The following is a 23,321-nucleotide window of genomic DNA, read 5'->3' as shown; positions in this document are numbered from 1 at the left end:
GCCGCCACCAGACTCATGGCTGGTAGGTGAAGTTGCAGCCCCCGGCGTAGTTCTGGATGACGCCGCCATCCGCGTCCGGCGTCGTCCCACCGTCGGTGACGACCGGGCACGACACCGTCGTCCCGCCGTCCACCGGGTAGCTCTGCGGATAGTCCCCGTGGCCGGTGCGCAGCGTGTAGTCCACCCGCTCGTAGTCCAGCCGCTCCGACGCCGTCACGTCCACGCGCAGGGTGCCGCCGCGGATGAAGCGCCGCTCCAGGCAGCCGCAGGCATAGGGCGCCAGGGTGACGACGGTGGAGTTGGGGCGGTCCTCCAACTGGTAGAGCGGCTGCAGGCTGCTGGTGCCCGCGTTGGACGGCGTGTGCCAGGCCCGCAGCGCATCCGAGCGGTAGCCCAGCGTCAGCGGCCCGCGGTTGCCCGTGCGCACCGGCGTGCAGGTGCCGACACCGGCGTCCGTCGCATCGCCGTCACAGAAGGTGAGGTCCAGCGCCAGGCCGTGCGGCGTGCCACCGTCGGCCAGCTTCGCCACCTCCCACTGGAGCAGCCACGTCCGGTCCTCCGGCGGCGGCACCGAGGGCAAGTCAAACACGTACGAGTCCATGTCGGAAGGCACGGCGTCGTAGTCCAGCGGGCCGCGCACCCCCAGCCCGTTGACGCGGTCCGTGCCGCTGCGCAGCCGGCCGTGGCCATGCGACAGCTGGCCCGTCACGGAGAACTCCGCCGTGTCGGGCGGCGACGGGAAGGCCGTGGTGGACGCGAGCGTCCGCGCCACCGGCGCCTCCGCGCCGTTGACGTAGCGAGACAGCTCATCCGCGTCCTCCGCGTCCCAGCTCACCTCCAGGCGGTAGTCCTTGTCGTCGACCCACGAGCCGTTGTCCTGCACCAGGAAGTAGTACGTCAGCGCGGCGGCATGCGCCGGAACCGGGACGACACCCCGGAAGTTGCGCAGCCCGGTGAAGCGCGAATTGCCCACCGCCTCCTCACGCGACGAGTGCACGCACATGGGCACGGGCAGGTCCGTGCGGCGGCAGAAGCCATCCACCAGGGCCCGGGCGTCGGGGTTCTCGGAGAAGTCGCGCGGGCAGACGGCGGCGTTGGTGGCGCAGTTCTCCCGCCACTCGCTCAGGTTGGCGCCGGTGGAGCTCTGGGTGAACACGTGCACCACGCGCGAGGCCGTCACCGGCAGCTCGGGGAAGCGGCCCCCGGTGTCCAGCGGCACCAGCCGGTAGCGCAGCAGCGTGGGCGTGCTGAAGGCCGGCAAGCGCACCGAGTACCAATCCCGGTCGGGGATGTAGCCCAGGCGGCCGGTGAAGGAGACCGCGGAGCCGGCGCCACCGGGCGTGGCGCTGTCGAAGTTGCGCGCGGTGGCCACCTGCACCTTGTCATTGCCCGTCGTGGTGCGGTCCTGCGCGTCCTCCTCCTCCAGCACGCGCACCTCCACCTCGTAGGGCTGCGCGAGGTCGCCCTGGGCCGTGTCCCGGTCATTGGTGCCGCGGTAGCCCTTCACCACCAGCGTCCACCGCCCCGCGTGCTCCACCTGGACTTTGCGCGCGGTGGCCAGCTCGCCGCCGCGCACCTGGGGCAGCACCACGCCTTCGTCTTCCTTCTCCATGAAGCGCGGGCGCCACAGCTCGTAGGACAGGCGCCAGTTGGGAACGAAGTCCAGGTTGGGCGCGACGACGCGCACATAGGCCACCTTCCCCGCCTCCAGGTCGAAGGCGTAGTGGTCCACGTCGTTGTCGGTGGCCAGGTAGCCGGTGGAGGCGCCCATCAGCATCTCCCCCGCCTGCGTCAGCGCCAGCGGGGTGGCCGTCTGGGGCGTGTCGTTGGGCTCCTGCGCGTCCGGGTTCTGGTCGATGCGCACCGTCAGCCGGTACTTGTTGCGCGCGTCGAAGTTCGGCCGCGAAGGCACGTCCGGCGCGTCCTGCACCAGCACCAGCAGCGTCTGGCTCTCCAGCCCGTCGCGCAGCGGCAGCACGATGTCCACCGGGCGGGGCGCGCCCTGGGCGTGCTTGTCCTCCTTCTTCGCCAGCGCCCCCTCCGTCCCGTCCGGCTGCGGGCCCAGAATGGTGACGGACAGATTCACCGCGGTGCTGGACGCCAGGTACGTCCCGTTGACGTTCAGCAACGTGCGGGCGTTGGTGCCGGGCGGCAGGACGACGCGGTACCAGTCCTGGTCACCGGCGCGAGGCTCGCTGTCCAGCGCCAGGAAGCGCTCCAGCGGCTCGCCCGGCTTGAGCTCGCACTCGGGCCGCGTCAGCGCCTCCTCGCGCGAATTGCACAGGTCCTCCACCACGGGAGTCCCCGCGTCCGGCGTCTCCCCTCCTCCGGACGAACAGGCGGCGAGGACGAGCAACGCGAGCGGCAGCAGACGGACAGAGGTGGGCATGGCGTCGGTTCTCAAGGCGTCGGGGGCACGTCGTCGGGGCGGCCGGGGCAGCCGTCGACGAACTGCTCGGGCTCCACGCGGAGGATGCCGTCAGCGGGCGACTTGATGCCGCCCACCGGGTAGCGCACGTCATTCACGCGGAAGGTGCGGACCAGCGTCCGGGCGGTGGGGTCGTCTCCGGGCACCATGGCCACGGACATCGCGATGTCGTTGAAGCCCGCCCCGCGCTGCACCACGCCCGCGTCGTCCGTGGACGCCATCGTCGGGGCCAGCAGGACGTTCTCCACGCGGAAGCGGTAGCACTGGCGGCCCAGGCTGTCCGGCGGGCCGTCCGCCTCGAAGGCGTAGCGGTAGCCATTCACCGACAGGTCCGCGGTGTCCACCGCCAGCGGCCGGGTGTGCATCCGCAGCTCCATCCGGTTCGTCAGCCCGTCGTTGTCCGGGTCTTCGTCCAAGTCGTTGCTGGCGCCCTGGGTGCCGCCCAGCCACTCCATGCCGTCCGGCACGCCGTCCCGGTCACTGTCCGCCAGTGTCGCGTTGGTGCCCACGAACTGCTCGTCGCAGTCCAGCAGGCCGTCGCAGTCCGAGTCCACCCCGCGCAGCGCCGGCGGGCACCCGCGGTCCAGTCCGCCACCGTCCGGCAGGGCCTCCTGCGTGGGGTCGAAGTCCACGCCGCGCTCGCGGAAGTACACCTCCACGCCGTCGCTGAAGCCGTCCCCGTCCGTGTCCACCCGGTGCGGGTCCGTGCCCAGCTCCAGCTCGCGCGCGTCCGTCAGGCCGTCACCATCCGAGTCCGCCTCACCCACCGGGCTGCCGGGCGGCGCGGAGAAGTTGAAGGCCACCAACTCCTTCATGATGAAGGCGCGGCGGACCTGGCCGAAGGTGAAGTCCAGGAAGTTGATGGGCTCGTTGTTGCGGAAGTCGCGGAAGTTGCCGCCGCCCAGCGAAGCCATCTGCTCCAGCCGGTCCGCGTTCTGGTTGATGATGAGCAGCGGGCAGCCACCGTCACCGGACAAATCACACACCGAGGACACCGGCTGCGTGGGGTTGAAGACGTGCACGGTGTTGACACGCACGTCCTCCACCAAATCCCGCAGCTGGCGGATGCGCACCACCGCGTCGCCCCGGAGCAGCTCGTCGTCCTGGTCGTTGGTGGGCTTGCCGTCCGACAAGAAGATGACGGAGTAGCGCGCCTGCGCCAGCGCCTGCGAACCGCCCGGCTCCAGCCGGCTGCGCGCGATGTCCGTGTTGATGAGCGAGTAGATGTCCGACAGCGGCTTGACGAAATCCGTCGAGTCCCGGTTCGGCGAGGTGTCGGGGTTGCGGAAGGTGAGCAGCTGCTCGGACAGGCGCCGCAGCGTGGCGTCATCCATGGAGGACACCTGGACGAAGCCGTCCTCGGGCGGGTTGCCCGGCTGCTGCGTGAGGAAGGCCGTGGTGCTGCCCGCGAAGAGCATCACCGCCAGGTGGACCTCGGGGTCCCTGGGCAGGTTCTGGATGAGCTCCACCAGCGCGGTGGCGCGCGCGCCGTCCGGGTCGCTCACCCGCATGGACTGAGAGGCGTCCATGGCGACCACCAGCTTGATGGGCCGCACCACCTCGTTGCTGCCCACGGTGCAGAAGCGGCCCTCCAACGTCACCGCCCGGTCCACCGGCACTTCCGTGTCACGGCGCGGGTCGTACAGATAGGAATCCGTACACGCCACCACCAGCGCCACGGACACCAGGACGCCCGCCAGGACTCGTACGGCGCGGCTCACGGAGTGACGCTCCCCGAGGGCGGGATTCCGACGCAGTCGTTCTGGTTGTTCCACGGGTTGCTCAAGGTGTCGGGCCGGCGGAAGTCAGCATCATCGAAGGTCAGCTCGGGCCCCAGTGGGACGCGCACGCTGGGCGGCGCGTACTGCGCCCAGGCGCAGGCGGTGCGCCACACGCCGTAGTCCGTGCTCACGCCACTCTCCGGCGCCTCGGCGAACCACACCTTGAAGAGGTTGTAGCCCTGCTTCACGCCCGCGCGGTCCGGCGGCGTGACGAGCTGCAGGTTGGACACGGTGAAGTCGTAGCAAAGGCTGCCGTCGGGGCGGACCTCCGCGATGCGCGTCTCGTACTGGTAGCCGAAGCGCTCGTGGAAGGCCTTGTCGCGGCGCGTGGGGTCACTGCCCGCGCGCAGCTCCTGGCCGTCCGGGATTCCGTCCCCGTCCGTGTCCAGGCCCGACACGCTGTTCTCCAACGGGTCCAGCCCCCAGCGCGCCTCCAGGCCGTCCGGCACGCCGTCACCATCACTGTCCACGATGCCGGCGCGCGTGCGCAGGTAGTCCTCGGCGAACTGGGACAGGCCGTCCCCGTCCGTGTCGCGGCAGACGCAGTTGGGCGTCAGCGGCGAGGCCGGGTTGCACCCGCGCGCGTCCAGGTCATTGGCGGCGCGGAAGCCCTGGTCCTCGCGGCGGAACTCGAAGCCGTCATCCAGACAGTCGCCGTCGCTGTCCGCCACGAAGGTGTTGGTCTTCAGCGTGAAGCTGTTGTCGATGGAGTCCGGCACGCCGTCTCCGTCGCTGTCCAGCACGCGGCTGGTGTCACCCGGCGCGGAGCTGAGCGACTCCACCAGCAACGTCTTCATCACGTTGCGCGAGGCGAACGACGAGTAGTCCAGCGCGCCCAGCCCCAGGTTGGAGATTTCGCCCGTGTCGTTGAACTCCTGGTACACGCCGTTGCCAATGTCCGCGAAGCGCCGCAGCAGCCACGCGGCGATCTTCTTCGCGGCCTCCGGATATTGCGCCGGCGCCACGCCCGGGTAGACGCCGTAGATGTCCTGGCAGATGGGGCCACACGCCCGCACCGCCTCTTGGTTGAAGAGCAGCACCGTGTGCATGCGCAAGTCGCCCACGTTGTACTGGTCCTTCAACTCCATCAGCCGCCGCACGTAGCTGAACAACTGGTAGTTCTGGTTGCGGTCCGTCCCCACCTCGAACCCGTCAATCTGGTCCGTCGTGTTGGTGAGGTTGCAGAAGTCGACCAACGAGTCCGCCCACGTCAGGTCCGGGTTGTCCGGGTCGGCGTAGACGCTGAGGTTGTCGGTGGCCGAGCAGCGCGGATACGGCGTGCCGTCGGTGAGGAAGACGACGACGTAGCGCGTGCGCGGCAGCAGCTCCGGGTTGGACTGCGCCACCGCGTTGATGTCGCTGGAGATGAGGCTGTAGGCGTAGGACAGGGCGCCCTGGTAGTCGGTGCCCTTGCCCAGCTGGCTCTGCAGGCCCTCGATGTAGCTGTCGATGTTGTTGTCCGGCCGGGCGAAGCGGTCCCCCGTCGTGGTGGGCGGCCAGACGTTGCGCACGTTGGTTTCGAAGGGGGCCACGGACACCTGCACGTTGCCGCCCTGCGCATTCACCTCGCGGAACTGCTGCACCAGCCGCTTGAGGGCGCGCACGCGCGCGGGCTCGGTGACGCCCGCCGGGATGATGTCCAGAATCTCCCGGCGCTGGCAGAAGCCGCTGTCGAGCTGCGCGCCCGGCGGGTCGGAGACGCACATGCTGCCCGACTCGTCGATGACCACCACCACCTTCACCGGGAAGCCGGAGGGGCTGGGCGGGCGCGTGCACACCCGCCCCTGGAGCGTCAGCCGGTCATCGAGGTTGGAGAGCGCATCCACCCTCGATTCGAGCATGGCGTCCGAACAGGACCACAGGCCCGAAGCCAGGAGGCCCGCCGCGAGCAGCGAGGTACGAACGAAGCGGCGCATGCGGAAGGGACCTCCTGGTGGGGGAACGGCGAGGTTACTGCTGGGGACGGCGGCGGCGCATCAGCACGCTGAGCAGCGCGGCGCCCAGGGCGGTGGCGCTGAAGCCCACGGGCACCGAGCTGCAGCTGTTGCCCTCCTCCGAGTCATCCCCCACGAGCACCGTGAGGGTGGAGGTGGACACGCGCTGGTCGGGGAACACGCGGTCGGAGAAGGCCAGGCGCGCGGTCAGCTGGAGCTGGTACTCGCCCTTCTTGTCCGGGACGAAGGTGGGCACGCTGCCGTCGACGTACATGTACTGCCAGTCACGGCTGAGCGTCACCGCGCCCTGAGGACGCTCCACCACCGCGGTGGAGCCCGAGGGACGCTTCACCACCGCCCACTCGTACTCCATGGCCGCGCCGTTGCGGTTGGCGAACAGCGGCGGACGGATGGTGATGCCGGCCTCGTTCGTGCGGAACAGGCCACCGGCGCTGACGGTGAACGGCGACTTCGGGTCCAGGCAGTCGTCGGGGCGCTCGGGGTTCGTCACCAGGCAGTAGCGCGTGTCGCACGCGTCGCCCATGCCGTCCCGGTCATCGTCGCGCTGGTCGCGGTTGGAGACGGCGGGGCAGTTGTCCTGCGTGTTGAGCACGCTGTCGCCGTCGATGTCGGGGTCGCACGCGTCGCCCACGCCGTCACCGTCCGTGTCGCGCTGGTCGGGGTTGGGCACGCCGGGGCAGTTGTCGCTGCTGTCGGAGATGTTGTCGCCGTCCGCGTCCACGCGGCACTGGGTGACGTCCTCCGGCATCGCCTGGTCGGGGTTGTAGACGAGGGGGCAGTTGTCCTCGCCGTCCAGCACGCCGTCGCCGTCGTCATCCAGGTCGCAGACGTCGCCCAGGCCGTCACGGTCCTGGTCCTCCTGGCCCGGGTTGGGCACCAGCGGGCAGTTGTCCTCCGCGTTGACCTTGCCGTCGTTGTCCTGGTCCGGGTCGCAGTCGTCGCCGATGCCGTCGCCGTCCGCGTCACGCTGCTGGAAGTTGGAGAGCATGGAGCAGTTGTCGCAGGCGTTGCCCACGTCGTCGCCGTCGTCGTCCGCCTGGTCGCGGTTGGAGACGAAGGGACAGTTGTCGCGGTCATCCGCGCGGCCGTCGCCGTCCGCGTCGTCCGTGTACGACAGCGTGTCGCCGTCGTCCGTGTAGTTCACCCACACGCTGCCGCCCGCGCCGCAGCCACAGCCACCGCCGACCTCCAGCGGCATGCCGCACCGGTCCCCCAGGCACTCCGGGTTGTCGGGATTGTTGTTGGACTGTGCCAGCGCCCCCGTGGGGCCGAGGACGAGGAAAGCCCCCAGCGTGAGGGCTGAAGCGAAACGAGCGCGTGTCATGGTGACTCCTTTCAACACCGGACGCCTAGCAAGGAACGATCCGTACCAGACACTTGGAGGAATCCCTGGAATGTCAGCGGGTTGGACACGAGGAGGAGCACGGCGGGCTGAGGATGTGGGGGGGACTCCCCAGTGAAGGCGAGGGGTACACCCCACACCGTGGCAGGACGTCAGGTCCCTGGGATGAAGGTGTCGGGCTCCAGGGGAATGATGCCGGCCGGCAGGCGGCCCCCCTCTTCGCTGTATTGGATTTCCTGGATGAGCAGCGAGCCGATGCCCGCGCCTCGTGGGTCATTGTCCCGGCCAGCCTGGAGGTACAGGTACACCTCGTTGGTGCCCGCCTTGATGACTTCGCCCGGGATGAAGGGGTGTGCCCGCTCGCGGGTGGGGACGACGGTGACGTTCTCCACGCGCACCTGGTAGCAGCTGCGGCCATCCGCGGTGGGCGTGGTCTCCACCAGCTCGTAGCCGTAGCCACGCTCGCGGTGGAAGTCGAGGTCGGCGCTGAGCGGGTCTGCGTGCGCCTCCACCTCCGCCACGTTGGTGACGCCGTCGCGGTCCGTGTCGAGCAGGTCCTCGGGGATGAGCGGGTTCGTCATCGCCAGCGCCTCCACCAGGTCCGGGAGCGCGTCCCCATCCGTGTCACCGATGCAGGCGTTGGTGCCCAGCACGCGCTCCTCGCAGGTGTTGAGCCGGTCGCCGTCCTCGTCCAGGGACACGTTGCAGCCGTTGATGATGTCCGGCTGGAGCGGGTCCAGTCCCATGCGGACCTCGACGCCGTCCATCAACCCGTCCTGGTCCGTGTCCTGGCGCAGGGGGTCGGTGCCCATCAGCTCCTCATCCTCGTCGGGCAGGCCGTCCCCGTCGCTGTCGACGAGCACCTGTCCGGCGCGCACCACCACGTTGCGGTTGTAGGCGAAGAAGCGCTTGAGCTTGAGGGTGTTGGTCCGCGCGGCGTACTGGATGTTGGTGAGGGTGCCCGACAGGCCCGCCGCGTCCGTCTCCAGCGGCTCGGTGCCGCCGGCGCTGGCGATGGCGGCCACGTGCTGGCGGGTGATGAGGTCTGGCGTCTCGCCGCGCACGTAGATGGGCTGCACCACCACCTCGCCCGCGCTGAACTGCGAGGCCAGCGCCTTGATTTCGCCGGTGACGGCGGTGAGCTCACATTGGCTGCACGCCGACGTGTTGCCCAGTGCGCTGCAACGCGAGTCGAGCCCCACGTTGAAGGCCGGGTTGGCGCAGCTGGTGTCCTGGCTGCGGACCACGACGACGATGACGTAGCGCGTGCGAGCGACCTCGCCGCGGCAGGACGTCTGCATGTCGCCCGACAGCAGCGTCTTGGCCAGCCGCAGGGCGGCGCGGACGCTCACGGGGCCGGACTCCTGGTAGGTGGCGTAGCGCGGCAGCGCGGACTGGAAGGCGGACGCATCCGAGAAGCTGCCCAGCAGGCCGGTGGCCACCGTGTGGTACGCCACCAGGCTGAAGTGGACGAAGGGACCGGAGAAGCGGCTGGAGAGCGTGGACAGCGCCTCGGTGGCGTAACCCACCACCTCGCGCTCGACGCCTTCGCCGCCCTGGAGCGCGAAAATCACCTTCGTGGGAAAGGCCTCGCCGCCCGCGAGCGGCACGCAGACCGTCCCAGAGAAGCTGGCGCGGTCCTTCCCGCCGGGTCCCCGGCCATTGAGCGCGTAGAGGCCCGCGTCGGAGCACGACAGCAACAGCACGGGAATGAGCCAGACGGACCGCGTGAGGGCGCGCATCAGTCCGATTGTACACCTTAGGCCCCGGTGACAACGCAAGTGCTCGTGACACGAAGCCCGCAAGCACCACCCAAGGGGCACAGCACGGGCCGACAATTCGCCTCCCCGTGGAACGGGCGTCGGACCACCCGGCGGCGCCGTGAAGCCCGGCGTCCTCCGGGCATGGGCAGCCAGGTGACGGCCTACAGCGTGAGCAGGAACGCCAGCAGGTCGTCGCGCTCTTCAGACGAGAGTGCCCTGGCGTCGCCATGCTGGGGCCCGGACGTCTCCAGCAGCGCGCGCAGCGCGAAGCGCGTCTCCACCACGAGCCGGTGGTCCTTCACCCCGTAGCCGGCGGTGGCGCTCGTCAACAGGGGCCACACGTCCCACGCCCCCACCAGGGAGGGCGTCGCCGCGCCGGGCGCCAGGTCCTGCTGCTCCAGCCGCAGCGGCAGCGCCACGGGCGTGCCCACCTCCAGATACCGGCCCCGCGTGGCCAGGTCCTGGTCCAAGGTGTAGAGCGGCGCCGGGTGACACGTCGTACAGGCGCCCTTGCCCTCGAACAGCGCGCGTCCTCGCGCTGGCCGCCCCACCCTGCCGTCCGGCAACTCCACCGCCTCCAGCGGGGCACCGTCCTCACCACGATGGGGGTTGGGCGGGGTGGCGATGAGCGCGTTGAAGAGGGCCAGCGCCTCCACCTCCGACGGCGACGGGTCCGGGTTGTGGAAGCGGTTGCGCGCGCCCACGAAGCGCACCGTGTCGACGAGGCTGATGTGACTGGCGGGCGTGAAGTACGGCGGCGTGTCGCGGCTGCCTCGCAGCGTCGTGGAGCGGTAGATGCGGTTGGGCTGCGTCTTCTCGTAGAAGATGCCTCCCGTGTGGCCCTCGATGTGGCAGCCGTCACAGGTGATGCCCGTGCGTCCCAGGTCCGCGTAGTAGAGGACCTGCCCCAGCCGGCGCTTGGCCTGCGCGCGGGACGTCTCCACCGGAAGCTGACGCACCACCCGCGCCTTGCCCGCCTTCGCCTCGCGCACGTCCACCACCGCCACCGTCCGGGTGAAGCGGTTGAGCACATACAGCGTGCGCGCGTCGGGCGACAGCGCCAGCGCGCTGGGCCCTGAATGAAGCGCCTCGCCCGCCCTGCCCCGGACCCCGAAGTCCTCGGGCGGCCGGATGCGCGGCGTGCCTTCGGGCGGCGCCACCGCCACCTCCTGGAGCACCGCGCGCCGGGCGGGCGCGTCCCCCGACACCAGCGCTCGCGCATCCAGCACCCGCACGAGCCCCAGCCCCACGTCCGCCGCGTAGAGCAGGCCCGCGCCGTCATCCAGCGCCAGCCCCTCCGTGCCTCCCGCGCCGAAGCCCCGGTGCCGCACGTAGGTGCCACGCGAGGGCTCCACCACCGACACGCCGCTGTTCGCGCTCACCTCCATGCGCTGGGGATTGGGCCCCACGTTCGGCCCCAGGCTCGACATGAAGACGTGCCCCAGCCGCTCGCTCGCCACCAGGAAGCGCGGCGCCTTGCCGCCCATCACCTGCTCGCGGAAGCGCTCGGTGTTGCCCCCGACAATGGACACCCCCGGGCCCGGCGCCACCGTGGCGACGAGCGCCCCATCCTCCTGCCGCAGCAGCTCCAGTTGCCCCGTCTGGAGGCTGCCCACCGCCAGCAGGTCCTTCCACCTCGCCAGGGCCCGAGGGTTGGGGTCCACCGGCGCCGACCACCGCACGCGCCCGTCCGCCAGCGACAGCGCCCGCACCTGGTCCCGCACGCGCTCGGCCACGAAGGCCACGCCGGCACGGCCATCCACGGCCAGCCCCTCCGCCCCCAGCGGCGCGGGCAGCACCCGAGGCGCGGCCTCCGGCGCGTCCAGCGCGTACAGCCACAGCTCCGGCTGATACCGGTGCGCCACGCCCAGCCAGGGCCGGCCGTCCGCATCCGTCCAGGCCGCCAGCGCGGAGGGACCGTCTCCCGTGGCCAGCCGCGACACGCGCCCGCTGTCGACCTCCAGCGCGAACACCGTGTCGGTGGGCGACGAAGCGATGAAGAGCGTGCGTCCATCCGGCGCGGGCACCATCGCCGTCAGGTCGGTGAAGGCCGCGTCATTCACCACCGTGAGCCGCGCCGAGCCCTCCGACTCGGTGCCGTCCGGCCCGACGAGCCGCGCCTCCACCACCGCCTGCGGCGCCTCCGCTGGCAGGCGGAGCCCCGCGGGCAGCCGCGCATAGGCGTGCGTGGCATCCACCACCGTCAACGGCAGGCGCAGCGACAGCGGAGGCCCCAGCGACAGCGACAGGCCCGGCGCCAGCCGCTCGCCCTGGATGGAGAGCGGCTGGGAGGTCTCATTGCTCGTGAGCCGGGGCCCCACCGACGACAAGGCAGGGCGTTCAGCCTCGGCGACCGGAGCGGGCGCGGCTGCTTCACGGAGCCGATGCACCACCACCACGCCCGCGGCGACCATCGACACGGTCAGCACCGCCAGCACCGCACGCCTGCGACTCCTGCTCATCCGCGCCAGTAGCCTCCGCGCGCGAGCATACCCATCAGCCCGGCGAGCTCGAAACGCAGCGCCGCACGCCATCTTTCCAGCGTCCCGGCAACATCCCACCCTACCGTGGTGGATGCGCCCCACATGGGGTGGAGTGCCCTCTACACCTGAGCGCGCACAGCGTCACATGTGAGCGCCGGAGTGTGCGTTGACAGGTCGGTACACGCATCGCTTAACCTGTTGATGATGCGACGCTTCCTCCTCTGCATGGCTGTCGCCCAGCTCCTCGGCGTCGGTACGCTGGTGGCTCCGACCGAAGCCTGGGCCCAGAAACGTGGCCGTACCTCGCGCCAGGTGAAGACCCGGGCCGCCAAGAAGGCGGCCTCCAAGGCGCCGCCGAAAATCGAAACCAAGGGCGCGTCCGTGGTGGACCCCGTGACGGGCGACGCGGCCACGGCCTCCTCCAACGCGCTGCCGCAGCGGGGCCCGGCGCGCATCGACTTCGATGACCGGCTCATCCAGGGACAGACGAACAAGTCCGGAGCCGTGTACCTCTACGACCGCAAGGAACTGAAGACGCGGTCGATGATCCGCGAGCGCGAGAGCTTCCGCTCCGAAACGCTCTCCACGGTGTACGACCCCTAGGGCAGCACCGCCCCCCAGCCCTTGAATGGAGCGTCACTGTTGAGCGGTCAGCCCAGCGTCCTGCAAGTCGTCATCCTCCGCGACGGTCTCCTCGTGGGAACAGAGGTATTCGTCCCGGGCACCTATGCGCTCGGCTCGGATATGTCCTCCGACCTGCGCCTGGATGACCCGTCCGTGGAGCCGCGGCACGCCCTGCTCTACTTCCAGAACGGCCGCGCGGCGGTGCAGGACGCGGGCTCCAGCACGGGCCTCTTCGTCAATGGCCACCGCGTCTCCGCCTGTGAAATCCGGCCGGTGGATGAGGTCCTCTGCGGGCCCTTCATCCTGAAGACGCGCGTGCTGTCGCAGAAGCCGCAGGAGGCCAAGCCGCAGCCGCCGCCCGAGGTCGCCGCGCTGCTCGGCGCGGCCCAGGCGCCCACGCCACTCGCCCCGCAGCAGCACGCCGCTGCCCCCGCGCGGCAGCTCCGTCCGGCCACAGGCGTCCCTCCGCTGTCCGCCACCATGCCCGCCGCGCGCGCCCCACAACAGGTCGCCGCGGTTCCTCCCGCCCACGTGGCGACGCAGGCGGCCTACCCCACGCCCGCGCAGCCCATGCCCGCGGTGGCCGTGGTTCCGCCCGTGCCCCAGCAGGCCGCCGTCCACGCCGCTGGTGCCCACGCGCATGGCGCCCCGCGGGCGCAGCCCGCCGTCATCCCCGTGTCTGGCGCGCAGCAGGCCCCCGCGGGCGTGCCGGCGAGCACGGTGCCCTCGGTCCGCCGCAGGGCCGCGCCCGAGCCGGCCCCGGTGGCCAACCCGGGCATGCAGTTCGCGGACGAGCTGATGGCGGACCTCGCCCTTGATCCGCTCCCGGCGCCCACCGGGCCGCTGCTGGAGGAGCAGCGCACGCTGGCGCGGCCCACGCATGCGCCGCGCATCCCGTCCGGCAAGGGCACCGCGCAGCTCTACCTGGAGCTGTACTGGGGCGCCGTGCGCCGCGACGCGCGCCGCTTCGCGCCGGACAAGAAGAAGCCGGTGCAGGCCTCGCTGGAGCTCGAGGGGGCCATGCCCCTGTGGGGCTTCACGCTGCCGGAGGGCGCGCCCTTCACGCTGGCCGAGCCGCTCAACAACGCCTTCCGCCTCTTCGTGCCGCCGGGCACCGACGTGGAGAAGAGCGCTGGTGACGGCCGCTTCACCCCCGTCACCGGCGCGGCCCTGGAGTCCGATGGCAGCCGCCGCTTCCTCACGCTGCGCGAGGGCACCGCCGCGCGCCTGACGCAGGGGCAGATGTCCCTGGTGGCCTACGCCGCGCCCAAGCCCGCGCGCGTCTTCGTCAACCCGCTCAAGGGGCTGCCCTGGCTGACGCTGACGCTCCTGGGCCTCTTCGCCTCCGCGATGGCCGCGTTCCTGGTCTTGAAGCCGCACCAGCCGGAGGTGGCGGACTTCCAGCAGAAGAGCCTGCCCCCCGTGGCGCTGCGGCTCATCGCCCCCGAACCGAAGAAGAAGGAAGAGGCCAAGAAGAAGCTGGAGGCCATCAAGCAGCAGGCGAAGAAGCCCACCAAGGAGAAGGTGGCGCAGAAGGCCCCGCCCAAGCCGGCGGAGAAGACGCCGCCGCCGAAGCAGCCCGAGCAGGCGGTCGCCGCCGCGCCGCCGCAGAACAAGGCGCTCAAGGCGCTGGCCAAGCTGTCCGCCGCGGGCCCCGCCACCAAGGACCTGCTCGCCGCCGTGGACAAGCTCGGCAGTGGCCCCGGCAGCAAGAACGTGAAGAACTCCAACTACAAGCTGTCCGGCCTCATCGGGAAGGCGCCCATCGCCAACGCGGGCGTCGGCACCTTCGGGTTGGGCGGCGGCGGCAAGGGCGGCGGCGCCACGCTGGGCGCGGAGCTGCTGCGCGGCAAGGGCGGCGGTGGCATCGGCGCGCTGGGCGCGGGCGGCGTGGGCAAGGGCAAGGTGGGCGGCACCGTCACCCGCGCCACGGCCCGCAGCATCGCCTCCACGCAGGGCACGGTGGACCGTGAGGCGGTGGCGCGCGTCATCAACAGCCACCTCAACGAGGTCCACGGCTGCTACGAGCGCGCGCTGCTCAAGGACCCGGGGCTCGCGGGCAAGGTGGTGCTGCAGTGGACCATCGGCGCGAGCGGCCGCGTGGTGGCCGCCAAGACGAAGTCCTCCACGCTGCGCAATGCCTCCGTCGAGTCCTGCATCCTCTCCAAGCTGAAGTCGTGGACGTTCCCCTCCCCCAAGGGTGGCGTCGTCATCATCACCTACCCGTTCCTCTTCAACTCGGTCGGCTACTGACGTGGCCTCAGTCCGCGCGTCCGTTCCCGTCCTCCCCCAGGAAGCCCCCACCGTGCGATACGCCCTGCTCATCCTCTTGCTGCTGACGCCCGGACTCGTCCGCGCGCAGGCCGAGGCGCTGGAGAATCCCGGCGCAGTGTCCGCCATCCAGGAGCGGCGATTCCGGATGCACCACGAGCTGCTGCTCGGCGTGGGCGTGCTGCCGGCCAACGCCTACTACAAGGGCCTGGTGGGCACCGTCGGGTACACGTACCACTTCAGTGACACCTTCGGGTGGCAGGTCGGGCGTGGCACCTACAGCTACAACCTGCAGACCAGCCTGCGGAAGCAGCTCGAGCGCGACTTCAACACGTCCCCCAACGCCGCCGCCTTCCAGGACCAGGTGCAGTGGATGGTGGGCTCGGACCTCATCTGGAGCCCGCTCTACGGGAAGATGGCCTTCCTCAATGAGTCCGTGCTGCACATCGAGGCCTTCCTGCTGGGCGGCGGCACGGTGGTGAAGCTCGACCGGGACGGCGGCTTCAAGCCCGCCGTCAACGTCGGGCTCGGCCTGCGTCTCTTCACCGGCAAGACGCTGTCGCTGCGCCTGGACGTGACCAACAACACCGTGTTCACCGGCCCCACGCGCGTCATCCAGGTGCCGCTCATCCAGTTCGGAACCGCGTTCAACTTCGGCGCCACGGAATGACCTCCCGCTCGCTCATCGCCGCGCTCACCAGCGCCGCGCTCCTCGTGTCTCCAGCGCCCGCCGCCGCGCAGTCTCCGGCCGCCGCGCAGCCCACGTCCCCCGCTCCCGCGCAGGGCTCGCCCCCGGCGGGAGACAAGGCCGAGGCCACTGACGCCACGGCCGCTGCGCCTGACGCCGCCAGTCCCGCCGCGGAAGCGCCGCCTCCCGCGCCGCAGAAGGTGGACCCGGGCGTCTTCGACAAGGCGCTCAAGGACTACTTCGACGGCAAGCCGCGCGACGCCGCGGGTCCCCTCCATGCCTGGCTGCAAGCCGCCCCCAAGACGGATGAGAACTACGCCTGGGGCCAGTACTTCCTCGCGCGCAGCCTCATCGACCTGGGGCTGACGCACGCGGGGGCCTCCTACCTGGCCCGCATCGCCCGCGAGCGCTCCAACCCCAACGCGCTGCCCCGCGCCCTGGACACGCTCAAGGCGCTGACGGACCGGCCGCACGACGAGGTGATGATCGAGGAGCAGGTCTTCGGCGCGCTGGACCTGGGCTTCCTCCCGGAAGACACGGGCGCGTATGTGCACTACCAGCAGGGTCTGGTGGACCTGCGCGTGGGCAACGAGCGCTGGGCCAACACCCACTTCGCCAAGCTGTCGGAGACGACCGCCGAGGCCAGCCACGCGAAGTTCGCGCTGCTCGTCACCCGCCTGAAGCAGGTGAAGGAGCCGTCGGACGAAATCATCGCCGACTTCCTGGCGCTGTCCGCGGACGAGAAGCTCACCCGCGAGGCGCGCAACGAGGCGGCGCTGGCGGTGGCGCGCCTGCGCTACGAGCGCAAGGACTTCCAGGGCGCGCTGGAGGCGTATGACCGCGTGAAGCTGCCCGAGCTGGACCCGGGCCGCGCCAGCCTCTACCTGGAAGAGGCGTGGACCCGCTACAAGCTGGGCGAGCTGCGCGCGTCGCTGGGCATCCTCACCACGCTGGACGCGCCGTCCTTCCGCGACGAGTTCATGCCGGACAAGTACCTGCTGCGCGCGCTCATCTACCGCGACTTGTGCCACTACCTGCCGGCCAAGCGCGCCGCCAAGGAGCTGACGCGGCGCTTCGCGGACTCGCTGGAGGCGGTGCGCAACCGCGAGGACCTCACCCAGGACATGCGCCTGCGCCGCGCCGCCAACGCCCACGGAAGCACCCAGCGCGCCGCGCGCTTCCTGGAGACGCTGGAGCTGGAGGGCGAGCGGCTGGGCCGCTACGCCGGCAGCTTCGGCGACCGGCTCTTCTCACACCTGACGAAGCTCTATGACTTGTCCCGCGCCGAGGCGGTCCGCGTCCATGACGCGCGGCTGGCCGAGGCCGTCCGCCAGGAAGCGGACACGCTGCTGCGCGCCGCCGAGCAGGTGCGCCTGATGGAGTACGAAGTGGGCCTGAAGCTGTACGAGCGCGTGAAGAAGGGCGCGCGGATTGTCGCGCCGGAGGACGAGCAGCTCCTGTCGCCCACGCAAACGGCCTACCGTTTCGACGGCGAGTACTGGAACGACGAGCTGCGCTCCTACCGGGTCCGCATCGACAGCCGCTGCATCGAGGAGACGCCATGACCGGCCACCTGACGGGCCTGCTTGCCGCCGCGATGCTCGCGGCCGCCCCGGGCGGCGCCGGACGCCCCGGCCCGGGCATCAACCCGATTGTCTCCAAGGCCAAGGAGCGCGACGAGCTCATCGCCAAGCTCAAGCGCGACATCTTCAAGGTGGACCGCGCCATCGGCGAGACGGAGCGCCTCATCTCCAAGAGCCGCAACGCGCCCTACCTGCCGGACCTCCAGTTCCGGCTGGCCGAGCTCTACGTGGAGAAGAGCCGCTACGTGTACTACCTCCAGGCGGAGACGCGGCCGGAGGGGGCCAGCGGCGCCATCGTGTCCCCCGAGACGCGGCTGATGAAGCAGAAGGCCGTGCAGATGTACTACCGGCTGCTGCGCGAGTACCCGGACTTCAAGGACGGCGACCAGGTGACGTTCTACCTGGCGCACGAGCAGCGCGAGCTGGGCCAGTTCGACGAGATGCTCAAGACGCTCGGCGACCTGACGCGCAAGTTCCCTGGCAGCCCGCTGCGCCTGGAGGCGGAGCAGATTCTGGGCGACCACTTCTTCGACAAGGCCGACCTGGGCCAGGCGGAGAAGCACTACCAGGCCATCCTGGAGGCCCCGCCCTCGCCGGTGCACGACCTGGCCCGCTACAAGATGGGCTGGATTCGGGTGAACCAGGCCAAGCACGCGGAGGCCGTCACCTTCTTCGAGGCCGCCGCCGCCAGCGCGCCGCTGCCCGGCGTGGACGTGAAGAAGGCGCTCAACGTCAAGCGCGAGGCCCTGCTGGACCTCGTCTACAGCTACACCGAGGCCAAGCCGGCCAAGGGCGCGCTCAACTACTTCGAGAAGCTCAGCGACAGCCGCGCCACCTACGCGCTCGCGCTGGACAAGCTGGGCAACCGCTACTTCATCAAGCAGCAGTACGAGTGGGCCATCCCCGCGCTGCGCAAGCTGATGGAAATCCAGCACGACCCGGAGCTGGACCTGGAGCGCGGCCAGAAGCTCTACGACGCCATCAAGGCCTCCAAGGGCAAGGTGCTGCCGGACGCCGAGGACCTGCGCATCCTCGTGCGCGCCGCGGTGCAGAGCAAGACGGACCCCGAGCTGGTGGAGGCCGAGCGCAAGAAGCACCTGGTGGAGCTGGAGGAGATGGCGCGCGACCTCTCCACCCTGCTCCACGTGGAGGCGCAGAAGAAGAACGACAAGGCGCTCTACGTGAGCGCGGCGGAGGCCTATCAGGCGTACCTGGGCCTCTTCCGGCCCCAGCAGCACGTGCGCACGATGATGAAGAACCGCGCGGACGCGCTGTACTCCGCCAACGCGTACCCCGAGGCCGCGCGCCAGTTCGAGGAGCTGGCCCGCTACCACGTGAAGGCCAAGGACGCGAAGGGTGAGGAGGAGGCCCTCAACGCCGCGCTGCTGGCGCACTTCTCCACGCTCAAGCCGGAGGAGGCGCAGAAGCGCAACGCCTTCGAGGTGGCGGACGCGCGTCAGGCCATGAAGCTGCTGGGCGCCGACTTCGTGTCGCGCTTCCCCCGCAGCGAGAATGCCCTGGTGGTGAAGTTCAACATCGCCCGCGCCTACTACGAGGACGGCGAGTACCCGAAGGCCGCCGAGCTCTTCACCGCCTTCGCGCTGAGCCACCCGCAGCACAAGGAAGCCCCCGTCGCGGGCAACCTGGCGCTGGACAGCCTGCGGCAGCTCAACGACTTCAAGGGCCTGGACGAGACGGGCAAGAAGCTGCTGGGCGCGCCGCTGCCGGCCAGCTTCCGCGCGGACGTGCAGAAGATTCTCACCCAGAGCCGCGCCGAGGCCCTGGACGAGCTGGCCCTGCGGAGCGCCCAGGAGACGGGCGACGTCATCCAGGGCCTGGTGAAGGTCGCCGACGAGAACAAGAACACCGACATCGGCGAGAAGGCGCTCTACGGCGCGTTCACCGCGGCGCGCGAGAAGCGCGACATGCAGGCCGAGCGCGAGCTGGGCGCGAAGCTGGTGCAGGACTACCCGAAGAGCCAGTACCTGTCGGACGTGCTGCTGACGCTGGGCCGGCACGCGGCGGAGGCCGCGGCGTTCGGCGAGGCGGCGGGCTGGTTCGAACAGGTGGGTCAGAAGCTGGGTGGCGACTTCGCCGCCGTGGACGGCTGGCTGGCCGGCGCGCGGCTGCGCATGGCGCTGGGCGAGCACAAGGAGGCGGCGCGTGACCTGGAGGCCGCCGCCGACATCGCTGGCGCGCGCAAGGCGGACGTCCTGGTGCTGCTGGCGCAGACGCGGCTGAAGCAGAAGGACTTCGCTCGCGCGAAGACGGCGGCCGAGGCCGCGCTGAAGATGGACCGCCACAGCGCCGCCGCGGCGGCGGTGCTGGCCGAGGTGCAGGCCACCACCGCGCCCACCGCGCCCGCCGACGCGCTCATCGCCACCCTCACCACCGCGGTGCAGGGCCCCAACGGCGGCACCGAGGAGGCGGCGAAGGGCCTGTGGTACCTGGGCGAAATCCTCTACCGCGGCTACAGGGACCTGTCGGCGGACCAGGTGGAGGAGAAGGTCGCCGCGCTCCAGAGCATGGAGGGCATCTACACGCAGGCCGCGTCGCTGGGCTACGCCGAGTGGGCGGTGGCCTCGCTGTGGCGGCTGGCGCTCGCGTACGGCCACATCGCGGACGTGGTGGAGGGCACGGCCCTTCCCGCCGGCCTGTCCGCCGCGGAGGCGCAGCAGTTCCGGGCCGCGGTGAAGGAGCAGGTGACGCCGCTGAAGGCGCGCTCCGACGAGGCGTTCAAGGCCTGCTTGTCCCGCGCCGAGTCGCTGGAGGTCTTCAGCGCCGCGGTGGTGGGCTGCCGCGCCCGCACGGAGACGGCGGCGCTGCCGGTGCCGCAGCCGGGCACGCCCACGCAGCCGGCGTCCCTGGAGGACCTGCGCAAGAAGGCCGAGCGCACGCTCAACGCGGAGGCGCTGGAGGCGCTGGGGCTGGCCTACCTGGACGCGCGCCAGTACGGCATGGCGCAGCTCACCCTGGGCCGCGTCACGGAGCTGCAGGACACGCGGGCCTCGGCGCACTCCGCGCTGGGACTGGCGCTGCTCCACATGGGTGACGCCATGGGCGCGCGCGAGGCCTACGGCCGCGCCATGGACTCCGACCCCACCTTCGGCAAGGCGCGCCTCAACCTGGCCGCGCTGCGCTGCCGCTTCGGCGACGTGGACGGCGCCCGCCGCGAGCTGGCCGTGCTCAAGGACGTGGCCTCGCTGGGCGGCAACGACGTGGATGGCGGGTGGAAGGCATGCAAGTGAGGCCCGCGCGTGCATCGTGGCTCGGCGTCCTGCTCACCGCCGCCCTCTGCGCCTGTGGCGACGAGGGCGGGCAGTTGGAGGGCAGCGTGACGTCGCTGCTCGACCTGCGCTACGACCGCGCGGAGGCGCAGCTGGCCGAAGGCGAGCTGGCGGTGAACTTCGTCACCCAGCAGGGCACGGGCACCAACACGGTGCTGAAGGTCAGCGCCCGGGTGCAGGACATGCTCCCGGAGGGCTACACCGGCTCGCTGGACGTCAACCTGGCGGAAGTCCTGGCCAACGGCGCCCAGCGCGGCGCCATTGGCCGCAACGTGCTGGATGAGCCGGCGCGGACCTTCCCGGAGCTGCGGGTGGGTGGGCTGAAGGTGAAGGCCCTTCCCAGTCAGCAGGGGCAGCGCATCTCCGGCGAGTTCCACGTCACGTTCGTCAACGGCACCCACACCTATTCCGGGCGCACCATCTTCGGAAGCTTCGAGGCGACGGTTCCATGAAGCGCTTTGTCCTGCTCACCCTCCCCCTGCTCTCCGCGTGCGGCGCCAGCTACAACATGCGCGTGCCCGACTCGCTGGAGAAGAAGCTCCCGTACGAGGCGCGCATCGAGCTGCTGGAGGCGGAGAACAACCTCGCGCTCGCCATCGACAAGGTGGACGAGGCCGACAACGAGATTGGCCGCGCCCGCGACCACATCCGCCGCGCCCGCTCCCGCCAGGAAGCTGCGAAGGACGAAGTGGACCGCGCGTCGGACGAGGTGTCCCGCGAGGTGGCGAAGCTGGCCATCGACGAGGCCGAGGCCCGCGTGGCGTATCTGCGCGCCCGGCAGCGGCTCACCGTGGGCCTGCGGGACGTGGAGCGGCTGGCGCTGCGCTGCGCCTTCGCGGAGTTCGAGCTGGCCCGCCTGCAGGTCGCCCGGAAGGCGAAGGTCGAGGGCAGCGAGCGGCTGGAGCCGAAGGACTTCGAGGAGCAGGTCTCCGAGTGCAAGGCGGAGGTGAAGGAAGAGCGCGCCGAGCTCACTGGGGATGAGAAGGAAGAGAAGACGGCGCGGGAGGCGTGGGAGGCGAAGAAGGCGGCGCTCGCGAAGAAGACCTTCGACGCGCGCGCGAGTCCCTACGTGGAGAACCTATAATGAAGACTGCCAGCTTCCTGGTGCTCCAGCTCCTCACCGCGCAGGCCGCCGAGCCCGACACGGCCACGCTCGAGCGCACCGCCGCCGTGGAGAGCGCGCGGCTCGCCGAGGCCCCCGATGACGCGGACGCCCTGTACCGCCTGGGCACCGCCTTCCTCGCGCTCAACACGCCGAAGAAGGCCGTGGCGCCCCTGAAGAAGCTGGTGGACCAGGAGCCGGACCTCATCCCGCCGAAGCTGGCCCTGGCCCGCGCGCTGCGGCTGTCCGGGGAGCCGGGGCAGGCGCGCACGGTGCTGGACACGGCCATCGCCGCCTTCCCCGAGGCGTCCACCCTCCGGGCCGAGCGCGGCCTGCTGGCGCGCGTGCTGGACGAGCGCGACGTGGCCATCAGCCAGTACGCGGTGGCGGTGGAGCTGGCGCCCCAGGACGCGGAGCTGCGCTTCAACCTGGGCGAGGCCCTGCAGCGCGCCAGCCGCACGGACGACGCCATCGAGGCCTACCGCGAGGCGCTGAAGCTGGACGCGAAGCTCAACGTGGCCCGCGTGAATCTGGGCAAGGCCCTGGCGGAGAAGGGCCTCAACGGCGAGGCCAAGGAGACGCTGCGCGAGGCCACCCGGCAGAAGCTGGGTGACACCGAGGCGCACTACAACCTCGGCGTGCTCCTCATGCGGGAGAACGACCTGGACGGCGCCATCGCCGAGTACCAGCGCACGCTGGCCGCAGACCCCAAGCACGCCAGCGCGCACAACAACCTGGGCGTGGCGCTCAACGGGAAGGACGACCCACGCAAGGCCACCGACGCCTTCCTCAAGGCCATCGCGGCGGACCCGAAGTTCGCCGAGGCGCACTTCAACCTGGGGCTGGCGTACTACCAGCTCGGTGACAACGTCCGGGCCATGAAGGCCTTCGAGAAGGCCGTGGTGCTGGAGCCCCAGCGGTCCAGCGGGCCGTACATCCAACTGGGCCACCTGTACCTGACGCAGGGCAAGAAGAAGCAGGCCGTGGCGGCCTTCACGAAGGCCATCGAGAAGAGCGCCGAGGACGGGAAGAAGACGACCGAGGCGTACCAGGGACTTGCTCGCGCGTGGCTCAGCCTGGGCAAGGCGGACGAGGCGGTGGCCACCCTGAAGACGGCCGTGGACGCCTTCCCGAAGGACGCGAGCGCCCGCGCCGCTTATGGCGAGGCCCTGCGCGCCAAGGGTGACCTGGATGGCGCCATCGCCGAGTACGAAGAGGGCGTGAAGCTCTCCCCCACGCCGGAGAACCGGCTGGCGCTCGCGGATGTGTACGCGCAGAAGCGGATGGGCGCGAAGGCGCAACCGCTCTACAAGGCCCTGCTGGAGGAGGACCCCGCCAACCGCGCCGCGAAGCTGGCGCTCGCGGACCTGCTGCTGGCCATGGGCGACTATGTGGCGGCGGAGGGGCTGCTCAAGCCTCGGGACGGCGAAGAGGCCGACACCGCGGCGCTGGCGCGGCTGGGCATCGTCCACTCGCGGCGTGGGCGGCCGGACCTGGCCGTGTCGGAGCTCGAGGCGGTGGTGGCGAAGGACCCGGCGCAGTTGGAGGCTCGCGCGGAGCTGGGCTTCATCTACCTGCGTGGCGGCGACGGCGCGAAGGCGAAGAAGGCGCTGACATCCGTGCTGTCGGTGGACCCGCGCCACTCGCTGGGCCTGCTGTACATGGGCCACACGCTGTACCAGCAGGGCAACACGAAGGGCGCGGAGAAGTCCTTCCGCAGCGCCGTGCAGTCGGACCCGAACTTCGCCGAGCCGCACAACGCGCTCGGGCAGTTGCTGGAGGCGACGAAGCGCCTCGACGAGGCGAAGGACGCCTACAAGAGGGCCGTGCAGTTGCAGCCGGACCACCCGGATGCGAAGGACGCGCTGATGCGACTGACGGCGTCCGCGCCCACGCCGTAGGCCGCGCGCGGGCCCACGGCAGCGTGTGCGGGCATCGCGCCCGCGCAGCCCTGCGTTGAGCCCAGACGCTTGAGCAGCACATTCGAAGCCGCGTGCAGGAACGCGGACGACAG

The 23,321-nt window shown here is 70.8% G+C and carries 14 protein-coding genes; 8 read left to right on the top strand and 6 right to left on the bottom strand.

What is annotated here, in order from left to right; all coding sequences use genetic code 11:
• Nucleotides 1–13 precede the first annotated feature (13 nt).
• From KGD87_RS33375 to KGD87_RS33350, 6 genes are all read right to left on the bottom strand, one after another.
• The gene (locus tag KGD87_RS33375; RefSeq protein WP_284664972.1) at nt 14–2,389 is read right to left on the bottom strand and encodes a hypothetical protein; all 2,376 of its coding nucleotides are present in this window, start codon (nt 2,387–2,389) and stop codon (nt 14–16) included.
• Between the two features lie 11 nt (nt 2,390–2,400).
• The gene (locus KGD87_RS33370) at nt 2,401–4,149 is read right to left on the bottom strand and encodes a vWA domain-containing protein (protein ID WP_284664971.1); all 1,749 of its coding nucleotides are present in this window, start codon (nt 4,147–4,149) and stop codon (nt 2,401–2,403) included.
• Nucleotides 4,146–6,125, bottom strand: a complete 1,980-nt coding sequence (gene mtsD / locus KGD87_RS33365) for a cell-cell cohesion protein MtsD (protein WP_284664970.1) — start codon at nt 6,123–6,125, stop codon at nt 4,146–4,148. The genes KGD87_RS33370 and mtsD overlap by 4 nt, the downstream gene beginning before the upstream one ends.
• 34 nt (nt 6,126–6,159) lie before the next feature.
• Nucleotides 6,160–7,488, bottom strand: a complete 1,329-nt coding sequence (gene mtsC, locus KGD87_RS33360) for a cell-cell cohesion MYXO-CTERM protein MtsC (protein ID WP_284664969.1) — start codon at nt 7,486–7,488, stop codon at nt 6,160–6,162.
• Between the two features lie 170 nt (nt 7,489–7,658).
• A complete protein-coding gene (locus KGD87_RS33355; RefSeq protein WP_284664968.1) occupies nt 7,659–9,248 on the bottom strand; it encodes a calcium-binding protein in 1,590 nt (529 codons plus the stop codon).
• A 182-nt stretch (nt 9,249–9,430) separates the two neighbouring features.
• Nucleotides 9,431–11,854: an MtsA protein gene (locus KGD87_RS33350; RefSeq protein WP_284664967.1), complete on the bottom strand. Its 2,424-nt coding sequence runs from the start codon at nt 11,852–11,854 to the stop codon at nt 9,431–9,433.
• A gap of 99 nt (nt 11,855–11,953) precedes the next feature.
• On the opposite strand from KGD87_RS33350, the gene KGD87_RS33345 reads away from it, so the two are divergent.
• Genes KGD87_RS33345 through KGD87_RS33310 form a run of 8 tightly spaced genes read left to right on the top strand, consistent with a single transcriptional unit; the run spans nt 11,954 to nt 23,208 of the window.
• Nucleotides 11,954–12,355, top strand: a complete 402-nt coding sequence (locus tag KGD87_RS33345) for a hypothetical protein (protein WP_284664966.1) — start codon at nt 11,954–11,956, stop codon at nt 12,353–12,355.
• Between the two features lie 39 nt (nt 12,356–12,394).
• Nucleotides 12,395–14,629 carry an AgmX/PglI C-terminal domain-containing protein gene (locus KGD87_RS33340; RefSeq protein WP_284664965.1) on the top strand — a complete coding sequence of 745 codons (2,235 nt, stop codon included), beginning with the start codon at nt 12,395–12,397 and terminating at the stop codon, nt 14,627–14,629.
• 52 nt (nt 14,630–14,681) lie between these two features.
• A complete protein-coding gene (locus KGD87_RS33335) occupies nt 14,682–15,317 on the top strand; it encodes an outer membrane beta-barrel domain-containing protein (RefSeq protein ID WP_284664964.1) in 636 nt (211 codons plus the stop codon).
• Entirely contained in the window at nt 15,314–16,900 is a 1,587-nt protein-coding gene (locus tag KGD87_RS33330; protein WP_284664963.1) for a hypothetical protein, read from the top strand. The genes KGD87_RS33335 and KGD87_RS33330 overlap by 4 nt, the downstream gene beginning before the upstream one ends.
• Nucleotides 16,897–20,166 (top strand): tetratricopeptide repeat protein, encoded by a 3,270-nt coding sequence (locus KGD87_RS33325; protein WP_284664962.1) that lies wholly within the window; start codon nt 16,897–16,899, stop codon nt 20,164–20,166. The genes KGD87_RS33330 and KGD87_RS33325 overlap by 4 nt, the downstream gene beginning before the upstream one ends.
• Nucleotides 20,148–20,657 carry a hypothetical protein gene (locus KGD87_RS33320; RefSeq protein WP_176419147.1) on the top strand — a complete coding sequence of 170 codons (510 nt, stop codon included), beginning with the start codon at nt 20,148–20,150 and terminating at the stop codon, nt 20,655–20,657. The genes KGD87_RS33325 and KGD87_RS33320 overlap by 19 nt, the downstream gene beginning before the upstream one ends.
• Nucleotides 20,654–21,289: a hypothetical protein gene (locus tag KGD87_RS33315; protein ID WP_284664961.1), complete on the top strand. Its 636-nt coding sequence runs from the start codon at nt 20,654–20,656 to the stop codon at nt 21,287–21,289. The genes KGD87_RS33320 and KGD87_RS33315 overlap by 4 nt, the downstream gene beginning before the upstream one ends.
• The gene (locus KGD87_RS33310; protein ID WP_284664960.1) at nt 21,289–23,208 is read left to right on the top strand and encodes a tetratricopeptide repeat protein; all 1,920 of its coding nucleotides are present in this window, start codon (nt 21,289–21,291) and stop codon (nt 23,206–23,208) included. The genes KGD87_RS33315 and KGD87_RS33310 overlap by 1 nt, the downstream gene beginning before the upstream one ends.
• Nucleotides 23,209–23,321: the final 113 nt, after the last annotated feature.

It is taken from the genome of Myxococcus sp. SDU36, assembly GCF_030168875.1.
GTDB classification, from domain to species: Bacteria; Myxococcota; Myxococcia; order Myxococcales; family Myxococcaceae; genus Myxococcus; species Myxococcus vastator.
Note: the sequence above shows the minus strand (reverse complement) of the source record. Positions and strands in the feature narration are given on the sequence as shown.

What these genes read in the sequence shown, in the direction of transcription:
- KGD87_RS33330 (WP_284664963.1), top strand. Translation starts at nt 15,314, where the DNA reads ATGACCTCCCGCTCGCTCATCGCCGCGCTCACCAGCGCCGCGCTCCTC.
- KGD87_RS33345 (WP_284664966.1), top strand. Translation starts at nt 11,954, where the DNA reads ATGATGCGACGCTTCCTCCTCTGCATGGCTGTCGCCCAGCTCCTCGGC.
- KGD87_RS33310 (WP_284664960.1), top strand. Translation starts at nt 21,289, where the DNA reads ATGAAGACTGCCAGCTTCCTGGTGCTCCAGCTCCTCACCGCGCAGGCC.
- KGD87_RS33325 (WP_284664962.1), top strand. Translation starts at nt 16,897, where the DNA reads ATGACCGGCCACCTGACGGGCCTGCTTGCCGCCGCGATGCTCGCGGCC.
- KGD87_RS33355 (WP_284664968.1), bottom strand. Translation starts at nt 9,248, where the DNA reads ATGCGCGCCCTCACGCGGTCCGTCTGGCTCATTCCCGTGCTGTTGCTG.
- KGD87_RS33315 (WP_284664961.1), top strand. Translation starts at nt 20,654, where the DNA reads ATGAAGCGCTTTGTCCTGCTCACCCTCCCCCTGCTCTCCGCGTGCGGC.
- mtsC (WP_284664969.1), bottom strand. Translation starts at nt 7,488, where the DNA reads ATGACACGCGCTCGTTTCGCTTCAGCCCTCACGCTGGGGGCTTTCCTC.
- mtsD (WP_284664970.1), bottom strand. Translation starts at nt 6,125, where the DNA reads ATGCGCCGCTTCGTTCGTACCTCGCTGCTCGCGGCGGGCCTCCTGGCT.
- KGD87_RS33375 (WP_284664972.1), bottom strand. Translation starts at nt 2,389, where the DNA reads ATGCCCACCTCTGTCCGTCTGCTGCCGCTCGCGTTGCTCGTCCTCGCC.